The organism is Gordonia otitidis NBRC 100426 (genome assembly GCF_000248075.1).
Taxonomy (GTDB): domain Bacteria; phylum Actinomycetota; class Actinomycetes; order Mycobacteriales; family Mycobacteriaceae; genus Gordonia; species Gordonia otitidis.
Genome location: NZ_BAFB01000036.1, coordinates 27,441 through 42,406, shown reverse-complemented (window position 1 = coordinate 42,406; position 14,966 = coordinate 27,441). Strand labels below are relative to the sequence as shown.

At 65.9% G+C, this 14,966-nt stretch carries 13 protein-coding genes, 1 tRNA gene and 1 pseudogene; 9 read left to right on the top strand and 6 right to left on the bottom strand.

Translation table 11 applies throughout. The annotated features are described in order from the left end of the window. Window positions 1-35 precede the first annotated feature (35 nt). Both GOOTI_RS04050 and GOOTI_RS04045 read left to right on the top strand, forming a co-directional pair. Window positions 36-956, top strand: a complete 921-nt coding sequence (locus GOOTI_RS04050) for an SGNH/GDSL hydrolase family protein (RefSeq protein ID WP_007237293.1) — start codon at window positions 36-38, stop codon at window positions 954-956. Continuing rightward, window positions 953-1,714: a LamB/YcsF family protein gene (locus tag GOOTI_RS04045; protein WP_007237292.1), complete on the top strand. Its 762-nt coding sequence runs from the start codon at window positions 953-955 to the stop codon at window positions 1,712-1,714. Before GOOTI_RS04050 ends, GOOTI_RS04045 begins: the two co-directional genes overlap by 4 nt. Here the strand turns inward: GOOTI_RS04045 and GOOTI_RS04040 are convergent. Further along, entirely contained in the window at window positions 1,707-3,098 is a 1,392-nt protein-coding gene (locus tag GOOTI_RS04040) for an MDR family MFS transporter (RefSeq protein WP_007237291.1), read from the bottom strand. The genes GOOTI_RS04045 and GOOTI_RS04040 overlap by 8 nt on opposite strands. 67 nt (window positions 3,099-3,165) lie before the next feature. Between GOOTI_RS04040 and GOOTI_RS04035 the strand changes: the two genes are divergently transcribed. Beyond that, window positions 3,166-3,840: a TetR/AcrR family transcriptional regulator gene (locus tag GOOTI_RS04035; protein WP_007237290.1), complete on the top strand. Its 675-nt coding sequence runs from the start codon at window positions 3,166-3,168 to the stop codon at window positions 3,838-3,840. Between the two features lie 10 nt (window positions 3,841-3,850). After that, a complete protein-coding gene (locus GOOTI_RS04030) occupies window positions 3,851-5,074 on the top strand; it encodes an acetyl-CoA C-acetyltransferase (RefSeq protein WP_039993349.1) in 1,224 nt (407 codons plus the stop codon). 77 nt (window positions 5,075-5,151) lie between these two features. Here GOOTI_RS04030 and GOOTI_RS04025 read toward each other — a convergent pair whose 3' ends face one another. From GOOTI_RS04025 to GOOTI_RS04015, 3 genes and pseudogenes are all read right to left on the bottom strand, one after another. After that, entirely contained in the window at window positions 5,152-6,015 is an 864-nt protein-coding gene (locus GOOTI_RS04025; protein WP_007237288.1) for a Bax inhibitor-1/YccA family protein, read from the bottom strand. Between the two features lie 31 nt (window positions 6,016-6,046). Continuing rightward, a pseudogene (locus GOOTI_RS04020) lies at window positions 6,047-6,789 on the bottom strand (TetR/AcrR family transcriptional regulator). Further along, window positions 6,743-9,076: an MMPL family transporter gene (locus GOOTI_RS04015; protein WP_007237285.1), complete on the bottom strand. Its 2,334-nt coding sequence runs from the start codon at window positions 9,074-9,076 to the stop codon at window positions 6,743-6,745. Before GOOTI_RS04015 ends, GOOTI_RS04020 begins: the two are co-directional and overlap by 47 nt. A 94-nt stretch (window positions 9,077-9,170) precedes the next feature. Here GOOTI_RS04015 and GOOTI_RS04010 point away from each other — a divergent pair, with 94 nt between their 5' ends. Continuing rightward, window positions 9,171-9,623, top strand: a complete 453-nt coding sequence (locus GOOTI_RS04010; RefSeq protein WP_233425414.1) for a hypothetical protein — start codon at window positions 9,171-9,173, stop codon at window positions 9,621-9,623. Between the two features lie 71 nt (window positions 9,624-9,694). Then, window positions 9,695-9,768 (top strand) — tRNA-Leu (locus GOOTI_RS04005). Between the two features lie 66 nt (window positions 9,769-9,834). Here GOOTI_RS04005 and GOOTI_RS04000 read toward each other — a convergent pair. Beyond that, on the bottom strand, window positions 9,835-10,665 hold the full coding sequence (locus GOOTI_RS04000) for a sulfurtransferase (protein ID WP_007237283.1): 831 nt from the start codon (window positions 10,663-10,665) through the stop codon (window positions 9,835-9,837). A gap of 51 nt (window positions 10,666-10,716) precedes the next feature. After that, the gene (locus tag GOOTI_RS03995) at window positions 10,717-12,165 is read right to left on the bottom strand and encodes a dihydrolipoyl dehydrogenase family protein (protein ID WP_007237282.1); all 1,449 of its coding nucleotides are present in this window, start codon (window positions 12,163-12,165) and stop codon (window positions 10,717-10,719) included. A gap of 90 nt (window positions 12,166-12,255) precedes the next feature. On the opposite strand from GOOTI_RS03995, the gene GOOTI_RS03990 reads away from it, so the two are divergent. The 3 genes from GOOTI_RS03990 to GOOTI_RS03980 all read left to right on the top strand — a co-directional run bounded on the left by GOOTI_RS03990 (window position 12,256) and on the right by GOOTI_RS03980 (window position 14,881). Further along, the gene (locus tag GOOTI_RS03990; protein ID WP_007237281.1) at window positions 12,256-13,743 is read left to right on the top strand and encodes an alpha/beta hydrolase; all 1,488 of its coding nucleotides are present in this window, start codon (window positions 12,256-12,258) and stop codon (window positions 13,741-13,743) included. A gap of 81 nt (window positions 13,744-13,824) precedes the next feature. After that, the gene (locus GOOTI_RS03985) at window positions 13,825-14,640 is read left to right on the top strand and encodes a PE-PPE domain-containing protein (protein ID WP_007237280.1); all 816 of its coding nucleotides are present in this window, start codon (window positions 13,825-13,827) and stop codon (window positions 14,638-14,640) included. Window positions 14,641-14,656: 16 nt separating this feature from the next. Then, entirely contained in the window at window positions 14,657-14,881 is a 225-nt protein-coding gene (locus GOOTI_RS03980) for a hypothetical protein (RefSeq protein WP_007237279.1), read from the top strand. Window positions 14,882-14,966 lie beyond the last annotated feature (85 nt).

Sequence of the window (14,966 nt, the reverse complement as noted above, 5' to 3'; positions counted from 1 at the left end):
ACGTCCACAATCGACTTACCGCTAAGCTGGCAATCGTGTCCGATTCGCGTCACGTCCTCCGCGATGTCGGTGCCGCTGCAACCGCGACAGCCGCGGGAGCCGGCGCCACGTGGGCGGCTTACAACGTGCTGGTCTGGCAGGCACAGCAGGCCAGAACCACCATTCCCCATCGCACCGACAACGCACCCAACGGTGACGGCATCTACCTCCCCGACGGCGTTGGACCATTGCGCGTCACGCGCGACAGCCCCGGCGAGCTGCACCTGACCGTCTTCGGCGACTCGACCGCCGCCGGTCTCGGCGTCGACTCGGCCGACGACACCCCGGGGGTGCGCGTTGCGCGCCGTGTCGCAGCCGACACCGGCCGAGTCATCCGCTATAGCAACAAGGCCATCGTCGGGGCCACGTCGAAGGGACTCGCGGCACAGATCGACGCGATGCTCATCGCGGGACATCAGCCCGACGTGGCACTGATTCTCGTCGGCGCCAACGACGTCACCGCGACCAACGGCATCCGGGCGTCCGCGAACCGTCTCGGCGCCGCCGTCCGCCGACTACGCGACACCGGCGCCGTGGTGGTCGTGGGTACCTGTCCCGATTTCGGTGTCATCACCGCAATCCCCCAACCCCTGCGGTCCGTCCTACGGATCTGGGGCTTGCGTCTCGCGGCCCGTCAGGCGTCGGCGGTACGCGGCGCAGGAGGGGTGGCCGTCCCGCTCGCCGATCTGCTCGCCGAGGAATTCAAAGCCGAGCCCGACCACATGTTCTCACCCGACCACTACCACCCCTCGGCAGCCGGGTACGAGCTCGCCGCTGCGATACTCACGCCACCGGTACTCGAGGAGATCGGCGAGTGGGGCCCCGCACCGCTGCCCGAGCCGCCGGAGATGTCGGAGACGGTGCCGACGAGCAAGTTCATGACCCGACTACTGCGGCGCGCACGGACCGTCACATGACGGCGCACGTCGACCTCAACAGCGACGTCGGTGAGTCGTTCGGCCGGTGGCAACTCGGCGACGACGACGCCGTGCTCGAGGTGGTCACCAGCGCCAACGTCGCATGCGGATTCCATGCGGGCGATCCGAGCACGCTGGCACGGACCTGTCGCAGCGCACGGGAGAACGGTGTCAGTATCGGCGCCCAGGTGAGCTACCGCGATCTCGCCGGCTTCGGGCGACGCTTCGTCGACGCCACGCGGACCGAACTGACCGACGACGTCGTGTACCAGATCGGCGGACTCCAAGCCATCGCCCACGCTGCCGGCAGTGCGGTCACCTATGTCAAACCCCATGGCGCGCTGTACAACACAGCCGTGCACCACGAACAGCACGCGCGAGCCGTCGTCGACGCGGTCGCCGCGGTGGACCCTGCCCTCCCGATACTCGGACTCCCCGGCTCACGGCTGCTCGAGATCGCTGCTCAACGCGGAATCCGCACGGTACGGGAGGCTTTCGCCGATCGGGCCTATCACTCCGACGGCACGCTGGTCTCCCGACGCGAGCCCGGCGCCGTCCTCGACGATCCGGAGCTCGTCGCCGAGCGCGTGGTCCGGATGATCACCGACGGCGTCGTCGACTGCGTCGACGGTGAAACCATACGCATCGACGTCGACTCGGTGTGTCTGCACGGTGACAGCCCCGGGGCGGTGGCGATGTCGATCGCGACCCGTGCATCCCTGGTCGCTGCGGGCGTCGAGATAGTTCCGTTCACCTGAGTTCCGGCCGAGGCGGCAACGCGAGTGCGACGACCGCGCCGAGCACGGCGAGGACCACCGACCACCAGAAAGCGGCGGAGAACCCCGCACCCACCGAGGCCGCCGACACGACCACCACGGCGAGAATCGCCGTGCCGAACGATCCACCGAGTTGCTGCGTGATCCGGGTGAGCATGCTGGTGTCCTGACGTGCGGAATCGGGTACACCGATGAATCCGGCAGCCATGATCGGCGACAGCAACAACCCGAGACCGAAACCTCGGAAGAGTAAAGCCACCATCAACCAGAACGGCGATGTACCAGCATCCGCGACCGCGAACGGCACGGTCGCAGCGGCGACGATCAGAAATCCGGATAGCGCCACCCAGCGTCCGCCGAAACGATCGGTGAGCCGCCCTGCGAGCCCACGGGTCACGAAGGCGCCGACCCCCTGCGGGATCAGATAGAGCGCGGCGCGCAGCACCGAGTCGCCATATATCTGTTGAAAGAACAACGGCAGCAGAAACATTGCGCCGAACGAGGCGATGCCGAACGCGAACAGTCCAGCAGCCGACGCAGCGACCGCGCGGTGGGCAAGAACTCGGATATCGACGATTCCGGCTCGCTGCGACACAACGCCACGTGCCACGAACGCGCCCAGCGCACTCGCGCCAAGGAGTACCGGGACCAGCACGCTCACCCGCAACAGGCCCGTGTGCGCGTTGGAGAGCCCGAGAAGGACGAGCGCAAGCCCCGGTGCGAGCAGCAGTAGCCCCACGATATCGAGTCGTGCGTGATGGTCGTCGGCGTCGGCCGTCGAGCGGTCGTCTGGGATGCGGCGTGCGAGATACAACGCAACGGCGACGATCGGAACGTTGATCAGGAAAAGCCACCGCCAGTTGAGCCAGTTCAGTATCACGCCGCCGAGCACCGGTCCGAGGATCGGTCCCAACGCCGTCGGCATGGACACCAGGGCGATCACCTGCCCGAGTGCGACGCCTCGACTCGCCGTGACCAGGATTGACGTCATCAGCGGCATGATCAGCCCGGCACCTAGACCCTGCACGACACGAAAAGCTATGAGCGACGGCGCGTTCCACGCCACTGCACACAGCACGGACCCCAGCAGGAAGATCATCAGCCCCGCGATCCAGGCCGCCCGCGAACCGAATCGGGTCGCCGCCCAACCCGCGAGCGGCACCGCGACAGCGAGTGCCAGCAGGTAACCCGTGCTCACCCACTGGATCGTCGACACCGGGACATCGAGATCCCGGCCGAGCGTCTCGAGCGCGATCGTGACGATCGTCGTGTCGAGGATCGGTGCGATCAGGCCGACGATCACCGCCCACGCAACGCGACGCGTCGCCGGGTCGATGGTCTGCGCCGGAGACGCTGTCGCAGTCATGACGACCTCCTTAAGAAACAGTTATGTATCTTATCGCGACGCTAGCTGGGCGCGATAAGATACGCAAGTGGACCTTGAGGACAATGCGTCTACGGTGACCCGACGCCGGGGCGCCGAACTCGAAACAGCAATCCTCGACGCAGCGTGGGACCAATTGCTCGAGCGCGGCTACGCCGGTCTCACGTTCGAGGCGGTCGCCGACCGCGCGGGAACCAGTAGGCCGGTGCTCTACCGCCGGTGGTCAACGCGAGGCGAGTTGCTGCGCGCGGCGATCGCGCACCGCGGGCGCCAGGTCACCGTCGACGTGCCGGATACCGGGAACCTGCGCGACGACGTGCTCGCCGCACTGCGCGACATGAACGCCACCCGCGCAGATTTCGTGGTGATGATGGCGTCGAGTCTCGGCGAGTACTTCGCCGAGGGGGACACCAGTCCACGTGAGGTCCGCGCGTTGTTCGTCGGCGATCGCGTCTCGATCATGCCCACCCTCATCGACCGCGCCGTGGCACGTGGCGAGATCGATCCGGCGCACGTGACCGAGCGCGCCGTCGCACTCCCAGCCGACCTCTATCGGTACGAGGTCCTCATGTCGCTGGCGCCCGTCTCCGACGACGTGTTGCGTGGCATCGTCGACGACGTGTTCCTTCCGCTCGTCCAACCCGGCGGCGCGCCGACATCCGCGCGGAACCTGCGGCGCTCGAGTGACAAATCCGGCTCATCTGGCGTCGACGACGTGCAGTAACGTGTTTCACATGACTGAAGCCGTCATCGTTGCCCATGCCCGCTCCCCGATCGGCCGCGCCGGTAAGGGATCCCTCAAAGACGTCCGGCCGGACGAACTCTCGCGCCAGATGGTTACCGCACTCCTCGCGAAGGTCCCTGAACTCGATCCCAAGGACATCGAGGACATCCACTGGGGCATCGGTCAGCCCGGTGGCCAGGGTGGCTACAACATCGGCCGTGTCCTCGCCGTCGAACTCGGGTTCGACCACATCCCCGGCGTCAGCGTGAACCGCTACTGCTCGTCGTCGTTGCAGACCACCCGCATGGCCCTGCACGCCATCAAGGCGGGCGAGGGTGACGTGTTCATCTCCGGCGGCGTCGAGAGCGTGTCGAGCTTTGCCATCTCCGGCGGAGCCGACGGCGCACCGGACTCCAAGAACCCTGTCTTCGACGAGGCCCTCGCCCGCACCGAACGCACCGCGGAGGGCGGCGCTCCGGCGTGGCACGATCCGCGTGAGGACGGCCTGCTGCCCGACGTCTACATCGCGATGGGTCAGACCGCCGAGAACGTCGCCAGCTTCACCGGCATTTCGCGTGAAGATCAGGACCACTGGGGTGTTCGTAGCCAGAACCGCGCCGAGGAAGCCATCAAGGCGGGCTTCTTCGAGCGCGAGATCGACCCGGTTACCCTGGCCGACGGCACCGTCGTCAGCACCGACGACGGCCCACGCCCTGGGACGACCTACGAGAAGATCTCGCAGCTCAAGCCGGTGTTCCGCCCCGACGGAACCGTCACCGCAGGTAACGCCTGCCCGCTGAACGACGGCGCTGCGGCACTGGTCGTCATGAGTGACACCAAGGCCAAGGAACTCGGCCTGACCCCGCTGGCCCGTGTCGTCGCGACTGCTGCCACGGGATTGTCGCCGGAGATCATGGGTCTCGGCCCCATCGAGGCCGTGCGCAAGGTGTTGCGGGTGTCGGGGATGTCGCTATCCGACATCGACCTCTTCGAGATCAATGAGGCATTCGCCGTGCAGGTCCTCGGTTCGGCCAACGAGCTGGGCATCGACCACGACAAGTTGAATGTCTCCGGCGGCGCAATCGCACTGGGGCATCCGTTCGGCATGACCGGCGCACGCATCACCACCACGCTGCTCAACAACCTGCAGACCCACGACAAGACCTTCGGCATCGAGACGATGTGCGTCGGCGGTGGGCAGGGTATGGCGATGGTGCTCGAGCGCCTGAGCTGACCGCACTTCTGGTTCGACGACCGAGGCCCTGCACTCCAGCGGAGTGCAGGGCCTCGATGTATGTCGTGCTGGAACTACTAGTTGTTGGAGTTGAAGTAGCTCAGCAGTCGCAGGATCTCGACGTACAGCCACACCAGGGTGACCGTCAGTCCGAGTGCCACTCCCCAACCTGCGCGTGACGGAGCGCCCGCACGGATGAGCCGATCAGCGGCGTCGAAGTCGACGAGAAAGCTGAACGCCGCCAGCGCGATGCAGACCAGCGAGAAGATGATCGCGATCGGACCGCCGTCGCGCAGCACACCCGCTCCGCCCGTGAACAGCCCGATGATCAGGTTGCCGATCATGAGCACCATCACGCCGATCAGTCCGGCGAACAGCATGCGCGTGAAGCGCGGGGTCACGCGGATGGCACCGATCTTGTAGACCAGCAGCATTCCGAAGAACACGCCGAACGTGCCGAGGACCGCCTGCCCGATCAGCGCACCCGCGCTGGTGTCACCACTGACCATCCAATTCGCGAACACGAACGAGATCGAGCCGACGAACAGTCCCTCGAAGGCCGCGTACGCGAGCACGATCGCCGGGTTGTCCTGCTTGCGACCGAACGACGCGACCAGCACGAGGACCAGACCAGCGATCGCACCGATACCCATGAGCGGGCCTGCCAGCGCGTTGTTGTAGCTACTGATGACGTAACTGACGATCGCCGAGATGGTCAGGACGCCGAGAGTGATCGCCGTCTTCGTGACGACGTCGTCGATGGTCAGCTGGCGTCCGGCGGCCTGCGGCGGCGCATACTGCGGGGGAACCTGCTGGCCGTACTGGTTGTACATAGCGGCTTGCCCGGCCCCGGCCATGTTGGAACCGAAGCCGGCGTATCCGCCGGGATTCTGGTTATCGCGGACGACGCCGCGCATCACCGGGTTACTGCTGTCTCGCACAGGTGCTCCTTATATGGACGTGTACGTCTCATCAACGGGGATCGGCCCGTTTCGGTTCCGACTTTACCTTCTCTTGACCAATCGGGGGATCCGACGTGGCGCTCAATGCGTCGAGAAAGCCTCGGACCGCATCGGGTGCACGATATTCGCGGATCGAGAGCACCGCGCGTCCGAGACACACCGAGCGCAGCGTCTGTTCAGCGATGGCAAAGTCATCACCCCACCCCAGACCGGGCTTTGCGATCATCAGCGACGCAAGACCGTGTGCGGCAGTCCACAGTTCCAGCACCACGTCGCCCACCTCGGCGGGCCTGAACACACCGGCTTCCGCGAGTTCGCCGACAGTCCCGGTGAACCGGACGAACGCCGATGCCGCGAGAACCTCGTCGACCTTGGTCCGCTGCTCGGCCGGGATACGTGATGGAAGGCCTCGCGGTACAGCACAGGGGTGTCGACCGCGAATCGCACGTAGGCCATCCCCATCTGGAGAGCCCGCTCCAGCGGGTCGTCGACCCCGATCGACGCCTCGGCCAACTTCTCGTCGAGCTGCTCGAAGTACCGTGCACACACCGCCTCGAGCAGCGCGTCCTTGTCGGCGAAGTGCAGGTAGATCGACGGCGGCGTGACGCCCACCCTCTCGGCGACCGCGCGGATCGACACTGCCGAGGCCGCCTCGGCGTCGAGCAGAAGCGACGTGGCGGCGTCGATGATCTCGTCTGCCAGCAACTCACCTGATCCGCGGGGCGATCGGGTCCTGCGAGAGGTCGGCGTCACTGTTCTCCTGTGTCTCGATTTCGTGGGTGGGGTTCGCGTCGGGGCGGGCGGGCGATCCCCGCTGCTCGTCCTCGACCTCCTCGGAGAGTCCGAAGCGGTCGTGCACACGGCGCAGCGGCGCGGGAGCCCACCAGTTCACGCGCCCGGCGAGTCGCATGAACGACGGGACGAGCAGCATCCGGATGAGGGTGGCATCCATCAGCACGGCGAGCGTGAGCCCGACACCGAACATACGCATGAACGACACCTCTGACGCCGCGATTCCCGCGAACACGATGCTCATCAGCAGCGCTGCGGCGGTGATGACACGGCCGGTCCTGGCAATGCCGAGCGCGACGGCCCGGTCGTTGGCCGCGCGTGATCGGTCCGACGAGAGCCACGATTCGCGGATGCGGCCGAGTAGGAACACCTCGTAGTCCATCGACAGACCAAACGCGATGCAGAACATGAGCACCGGCATCGTGGCCGCGAGGTACCCGGTTGCCGTGGTGCCCAGTCCCCCGAGATGGCCTTCCTGGAAGAACCACACCATGGCGCCGAAGGTTGCCGACAGCGACAACACGTTGAGCACCAACGCCTTCAGCGGCAGCACGACGCTTCCGGTGAACAGGAACAACAGGATGAAGGTGGCGATCGCAATCACCCCGAGCACCCAGGGCAGGTGTGCGTAGATCGAATCGACGGTGTCGACGTTGGTCGCAGCAGTTCCGGTGAATTTCGCTGTGAGACCGTCCGGTGCCGGCACGTCCCGCAGCTGGGCGAGCTGGTGCTCGCCGGCCTCCTGCATCGGTTCGAGGCTCGTGGCGATGGTGATCACTCCGACGTCGCCGCGCAGGTCCGCGGGGTTGACCGGTCCCACTGGCCGACCGTCGACGAAGGTGCCGCCCGCCCCCGACACCGAGTTGACGTCGGCCACGCGCGAGAGTTCCTGCGCGTAGTGCGCCCTCGTCTGCTGCGAGACATCGCCGGTGGTGACGACGGTGATTGTCGAGGAGAGGTTCTGGGCGAAGTCGTCGCGTATCTCCTGCTGGATCTGATGCGCACTCGCGCTCGTCGGAAGGACGCGATCATCGGGGAAGCCGAACTTGATGGACAGGAAGGGGGCGCCGAGCACCAACAAGATCGCGACGACGGTAGCCCCGACGGGCGCGGCCCGTTTCAGAACCCACGACGCCGCGCGGTACCACCAGCCCTGCTCGACCGGACGCGGTGTCGGCTCGGGTCGACCCAGGAGCTTACGAACTCCGCGACGCACGTCGAGCGAGTCGATCCGGTCGCCGCGGAGCATGAGGATGGCGGGAGTGATCACCAGTGAGGTCACCGCGGCGATCGCAACCACACCGAGTCCGGCGTAGGCGAACGAACGCAGGAAGTACATCGGAAAGATCGCCAATGCGGCGAGCGCGAGGGCGACCGTGATCGCCGAGAAGGCGACGGTCCGGCCAGCCGTCGACATGGTGCGCAGAATCGCGGACCGCCGGTCCCGACCGTCGGCGACCTCTTCTCGATAGCGAGTGACGAGCAGCAGCGTGTAGTCGATCGCGAGCGCCAACCCCATTGCGGTGGTGAGGTTCAGCGCGAAGATCGACACATCCGTGACGGTGCCGATCAACCGCAGCAGGGCGAACGTCAACACGATCGCGATGATGCCGACCCCGATCGGCAACATGGCCGCGAGAACTCCCCCGAACACGACGATCAGTACGAGGAAACTGATAGGGATCGCGATACCCTCGGCAAGCGCGAGGTCGCGGGTCGTCTGCTCGTTGACCTGCTGGAAAACCAGCCCCCCGCCACCGACACGGATCGAGATGCCGTCACGGGTCCCCTCGAAGCGGGAGGCAACCTCCTTCGCATGCGCGGGCGCGTCGGCCTCGCCGCCGTCGAGCGTGGCGATGATCAGGGCAGAGCTGCGGTCCTTGCTGACCAGACCGGGGGCGAGCGTCGGGTCCTGCCACACCGACAGAATCGGTTGCTGCACATAGGGAATGCCATCGAGCTCGGTGACGAGCGACTTGCCGACCGCGGCCGCCCGCGGGTCGTTTTCCATGTCGGTGCCTGCGGGGGCGTCGAGTTTCAGAACGACTTGTAATCCCCCACGCTGGAACGTGTCGTTGATCTGTTGTGCCGCTTGCGCCGATTCGCTGTTGGGGTCGGAGTAACCGCCGGCGAGGAGGTGTTGCGAGGCAGACGCTCCGTAGATCCCGCACAACACCAGCAGCACAAACGCCACCGCCAGAACACGTTTGGGTGCCGAAACCGCGAGTCGGGTGAGTCTTGCCAGCATGCGGTCCCCCTTGCGCCTGATGGTCACTTACCCGCGTTAAGTTATCGCCATTAAGTCAGAGCGTCAAGGGTGTAACGCTCGATGGAGATGCGCATTGGCCGGTCGCCGTCGCACTCTGCGCCATCCGTCCGACGGGCTACGATGGGGTGTGGTCTACCTCTCACTTGCTTTCGCCGCCGTCGCGGTCGGAGCCTGGGTGCTGTCCTACCACCGATCCTCACAGCCTCGCCGTAGTGCCGATCTGTTCGTCGCCCTTTCCGAGCTCAACGACTCGCGGGCCGACCATCAGCGGCACGCTGCCGAGGTGATCGAAGAAAAGCACCACCTCGAGGCGCACGCAGGCTGGCCATCAGCCGTCATCGGCTTGTTGTCGGTGATGGCTGTGGTCTTCATGGTCCAGGACCCGTCGAACACCGTCAGCGGCGACGCCCTGGTCTGGATGACCAGCGAACTGCTTGTGATCGCGTTGATATCAGCGGCCTGGACCGTCTGGTGCGTCCAACGCGCCGCCCGCCTGGCGGTACGCCAGGCGGGTCTGCATCGGTGAGTGCAGAACGTCACCCCCATGGGGCACTTCCCTCGTTTGCGCTGGAACGCGCATGGCATGCTTGTCAGCGCGCCCCTATAGCCCAATCGGCAGAGGCAGCGGACTTAAAATCCGCACAGTGTCGGTTCGAGTCCGACTGGGGGCACCCGCCGATAGTTGCGTGGGATCCCGGGGGGCATTTTCGTACCCCTGGATCCCACGCAACGTGGAGTCAGCTCGTCTCCAGCGGCCTTGCAGGATCAGATGTCCACGCGTTCATCGGGCCGTCGTAGACCGCGGCGTCGTCGCGTCCTACTGCCGACAGCGCGAAAGCGGCCGCGGTGGCTGCGATTCCGCCCCCGCAGTAGGTGACCGGGCGGGCACCGGCATCCAGCGCGCCGACGGCGTCGAAGATCTCGCGGAGCGCAGGCACGTCCTTGAGCCTGCCGCGCTCGTCGACCAACTCACCGAATGGGACGTTGACGCTCCCCGGAATGTGCCCTCCCGCGAAGGCGTCGCGGTCGAGTGCGTTGATCAGCAACACCGAATCGTCGTCGACGTCGGCAATCACCTCGTCGGTCGACTCGATCCGTTCGGGTCGTCGTCGTGCGGTGAAGTCGGCGGGCGGATAGCCGGATTCACCTCTGTCGATAGGGAAGCCGGCGTCGACCCACGCTTGGAGCCCGCCATCGAGCACGGCTATTTCGTCGAACCCTTCGAGGCCGAAGTGCCACCACAGACGAGTCGCCCAGATACCGTTCTCCGTGTCGTAGACGACAACGCGCGAATCGTCGCCGATGCCGGCATCCCCCACCACCGCGGCGAAGTCGTCGGACGAGACGACTGCGAAGGGCGCTTCACCGTCGGCGTCGGAGAGTGCGACCAATTGATCGATGAATGTAGCGCCCGGTATGTGGCCGGCCAGGTACGACTCGCGTCCGGACTCGATCTGGGGAGCGCCGTCGCCGAATCGAAGATGCACAGTCGCATCGACGATGCGCAGTTTGGGATCGTCGCCGAGTTCACGCAGGTCCGACGCAGTGATGAGGTGGGGAGTACTCATGGAGTCCACGCTACTGGTCCGTACGCGCGGCGACGTCGGACCGACGAGTCCCTACCCGCGCAGGTTCTCCAGCAGTCGCAGCCACACCTCGCTGACCGTCGGGTACGACGGGACGGCGTGCCAGAGCCGGTCGATCGACACCTCTCCGACAACGGCAACCGTCGCCGAATGGACCAGCTCGGCGATGTCGGGGCCGACAAACGTGGCTCCCACCAACACATTTCGTCCACGGTCGATGACCAGCTTCGCGCGGCCGCTGTAGTCGTCGCGTGCGAGCGCCGATCCCGCGACCTCGATGTCGAGCTCCGATGTGACAACGTCGAGCCCGGCGTCGCGGGCGGCGTGTTCGGTCAGTCCCACTGACCCGACCTGCGGCTCGGTGAACACGACCTGCGGCACGGCGGCATGATCGGCGGTGGCCGCGTACCGCTCGCCGTCGAGCGAACGTCCCTCCGCGCGTGCGGCGATCACATCACCGGCGACACGCGCCTGGTACTTGCCCATGTGCGTCAGCGGCGCGCGGCCGTTGACGTCACCGACGGCGTAGAGCCAGTCGTGACCCGCGATATTCAGACGATCGTCGACGTCGAGCTTGGCCTTCGGATCGATGCCGAGAGACTCGAATCCGACGTCGACGGTGCGGGGCCGTCGACCAGCGGCTACCAGGATCTCGTCGACCTCGAGCCTGTCGACGACGTCGCCGTCACCGTTGGCGAGGTCGACCGCCGCGGGGCCTCCGTGAATCCGTCCGTAGCCGGTGTCGTCGACGCCGGGGCGTGCCACCGACGCGAACGTGGTGCCGAATCGAATGTCGACGCCACGGTCGCGCAGTCCCGCAGAGACACGCTCTCCGACAAACGGTTCCATCGACGGCAGCAGCGCTTTGCCGCGGACCACCATCGTCACCTCGCTGCCGAGCTCGGCCAGCCAGGTCGCGGCCTCGCAGGCCACTACACCACCGCCGAGCACAGCGATCCGTGGCGGGACCTCAACGAGGTTCGTCGCATCGCGTGACGTCCAGGGTGCGGCATCGGCGAGTCCCGGGATGGGCGGAATCGACGCCTCACTACCCGTTGCCACGACGACGGCCTCGCCAGCCCGCAGGCGCCGGCCGGCCACCTCGACCTCCCGCTCACCGACAAGACGCCCCTCACCTCGTACGACGTCGATTCCGGCTCCGCGCGCCCATTCCACCTGAGATGAATCGTCGCGGTTCTCGGTGAACGAGTCCCGCCAGGCGAAAAGTCTCGCGGAGTCGGGCTGATCGTCGACCACACGGGGCCGCGAGCCGGGCAGCCCAGTCGCCGTGTCGAGCGCAGCGCCCGCACCCAGCAGCGCTTTACTCGGCATGCAGGCCCAGTACGAACATTCACCTCCGACGAGTTGACTCTCGATGAGTACCGCGCGGCGAGAACTTCCGCGGATCGCATAGTCGGCGGCGTTCTCGCCCGCTGGTCCAGCGCCGATCACGATGACGTCGTAACTGTCCGAATCTGCCATGAAATCCACGGTAGACGCGGATCGCATGTAACGGAGTCGATGCGCAAACCGACCACTTAGACATCGGGGACCACAGACGGCAGGAGCCACATGCCCATCCCACCCCATTCACCGAGTAGTGATCCGCGCGACCAGTGGACTGTCTACGACGACGCTCCGACGGCCGCCGAGCCGACGCCGACCCGTGCTCGTGGACCACGGCGTATTCGACGCCGCCTGATCGGCGTCGGAACGGTACTGACGCTGACCGCAGCACTACTCGGCCTCGGGACACTGGTCGGCAAGGACAATCGGGCGTCGGCCATGGTCGGTCATCCCGAGGTCCTGCGCGAGGGATGCATTTGGGATTCGTCGGGCAACTACGTGCAGAACTGCAAGGTCTGGTCGGAGTCCCAGCACAAGTTCGTCATCGTCCAGATACGCGCATCCAACGGCAGTGCGAAGGGGGTGTACCTGCTTGACGGCATGCGTGCGCGTGACGACCGCTCGGCGTGGACCACCGACGTCCAGGCTGCGAAGGTCTACGACGGCAGGAGCGACACCACGCTCGTCATGCCCGCGGGCGGGGCGTCGTCGTTCTACACCGACTGGGACGGCGGAGCGGGCGACAAGAACGTCACGATCAAGCAGGAGACGTTTCTGACCCAGGAACTGCCCGACTACCTCGCCACCAACTTCGGTGTCAGTAAATCCGACAATGCGATCGTCGGCCTCTCGATGTCGGCGGGGCCTGCGGTGACCCTCGCCGAGCGGCACCCGGAACAGTTCAAGGTCGTGCAGGCGATGTCGGGGTACTACCAGACCGACAATCCGATCGGCGCGCTCGGCGTACTCGCAACTCAGACGCTGGTGTCGAATTACACCAACGGCATCGTCAACATGTGGGGTGTCCCCGGCAGCGCCCGATGGACGGCGAACGACCCGTCGAAGAACATCGACAAGCTCAAGCAGAACGGCCAGACGTTGATCATCTCGTCGGGCAACGGGTTCCCGAGTCCTACCGACATGGCAAAGCTCTCGCAGTCGGATCTGATCAACGCGGTGGCGCTGGAGATTCTGTCGGCGGTCTCGACGGTGCTGCTGCAGCTACAGCTGGCGCAGAGCGGTGTGTCGGTGATCTCGCTGCCCAACTACGGGGTGCACAACTGGGCCAACTGGGACCGGGGGCTCGGAGCGGGCAAAGACGACGTACTCGCTGCGCTCAACAAGACTCCCGCAGTGACCGCGAAGACCCAACTCGTCAGCGCCGCGGGATCGCCGGAACCCGACGGCGTCGCGAAGGCCACCGCGGCCGCGCGCGTCGCCGCGGCTGCACCAGTGGAGACACCCGCGGTACTCGCCGCACTCTCCGGGAGCACTCAGGAGTCGACGACACCATCGGCATCAGAGTCCGCGGAATCGGCGACTTCTGCTACCGAATCGACGACGCCGGGCACCTCGTCGGTGACGACGACCACCACGACGCAGAATCCGTCGTCGTCGGTTGCTCCGTCGCCGTCCGCCGACTCGACCACCTCCACGTCGACGCCAGACGCGCCGACGACCACCACGACGACAACACCCGTCCCGACGCCGTGACGGTAACGCTGGGCGTCGGGGGGCCGAAGTAACATCTCGAAGGTCAACAGCGCGATCTGACATTTCCAGGGGGGAAATCGCATGCGGTCGAAGTTGGTGGGGTTTGTCTGTGCTCTGTGTCTGCTGCTGCCGGCGGTCTGGTTCGGATCGGCGACCGCGACAGCCGACACCGGCGTCACGGTGCTGACGGTCGGACCGAACCCGAACGTGGTGTCGGCACCGATGTCGAGTGAGTTGCGGGGAGTCATGTGCAAGGCGCCCAACACCTGCAAGTCGGTGTCGTACAAGACGTCGGGTCTGCTGAGCTCCGTCGTCGACAGCGGCGTGTCGGCACTGTCGACGGCGATTGCCGCCTCCCCGGGCAAGAAGGCCGTCATGGGTTTCTCGCAGGGTGCGCTCGTCGCGTCCGAATGGCTCAAACGCAATGCGGGGAGTGCGGGTTCGCCTGCGGCCTCCGACATGTACTTCGTCCTGTTCGGCAACCCTCAGCACCCGCTCAACGGACGCAACACGCTGCAGAGGACCGGCACCCCGACGCCCTACACGAAGTACAAGACCATCGACATCAGCCGAGAGTACGACGGCATGTCCGACTACCCGAACGACGTGGGGAACACGCTCGCAGTGGTCAACGCGCAGGACGGGTACACGTCGATCCATCCGAACTACACCGCTGTCGACGTCAACGCCTCGTCGAATCTCGTCACGCGCAAGGGCAACTACACGTTCGTACTCGTCCCGACGCAGTATCTGCCCCGGTATGAACGTATGCGCAACATGGGACTCGGTTGGCTGGCAGATCAGGGCAACAGCACATGGAAGCCGGTCGTCGACAGAGGTTATGACCGCAGCGGTTACGCGAAGCTCGGGGACACCAGGGTGCTGCCGATCGGCTGAATGATCTACTCGACGTATGACGCCGTCCTCGACACCGCTGGTTCTCGCCGCAGATCAGGGCGCGGTAGCCCTACTGACGTTGGCCATCGCCGTCTACTCCGCGGCGATCCTGATCTGTATCGGCGTCGGTATCAACGCGATCAACCGCGGGCGGCGTCGACTCGCGATCGTGATGGCCTGCTGCGTCGGGGTCCTGGTGATCGCCGGGGTCGTCGTCGCGGTCATGAGCAGCATCCACTGACGTCCACCTCCTCGACGCTCGGCGTACGCACGAAAGCTCGGCGGCATTCACAGTGCGGGTTTAGACTTCGGCGGTTACGCTCTGC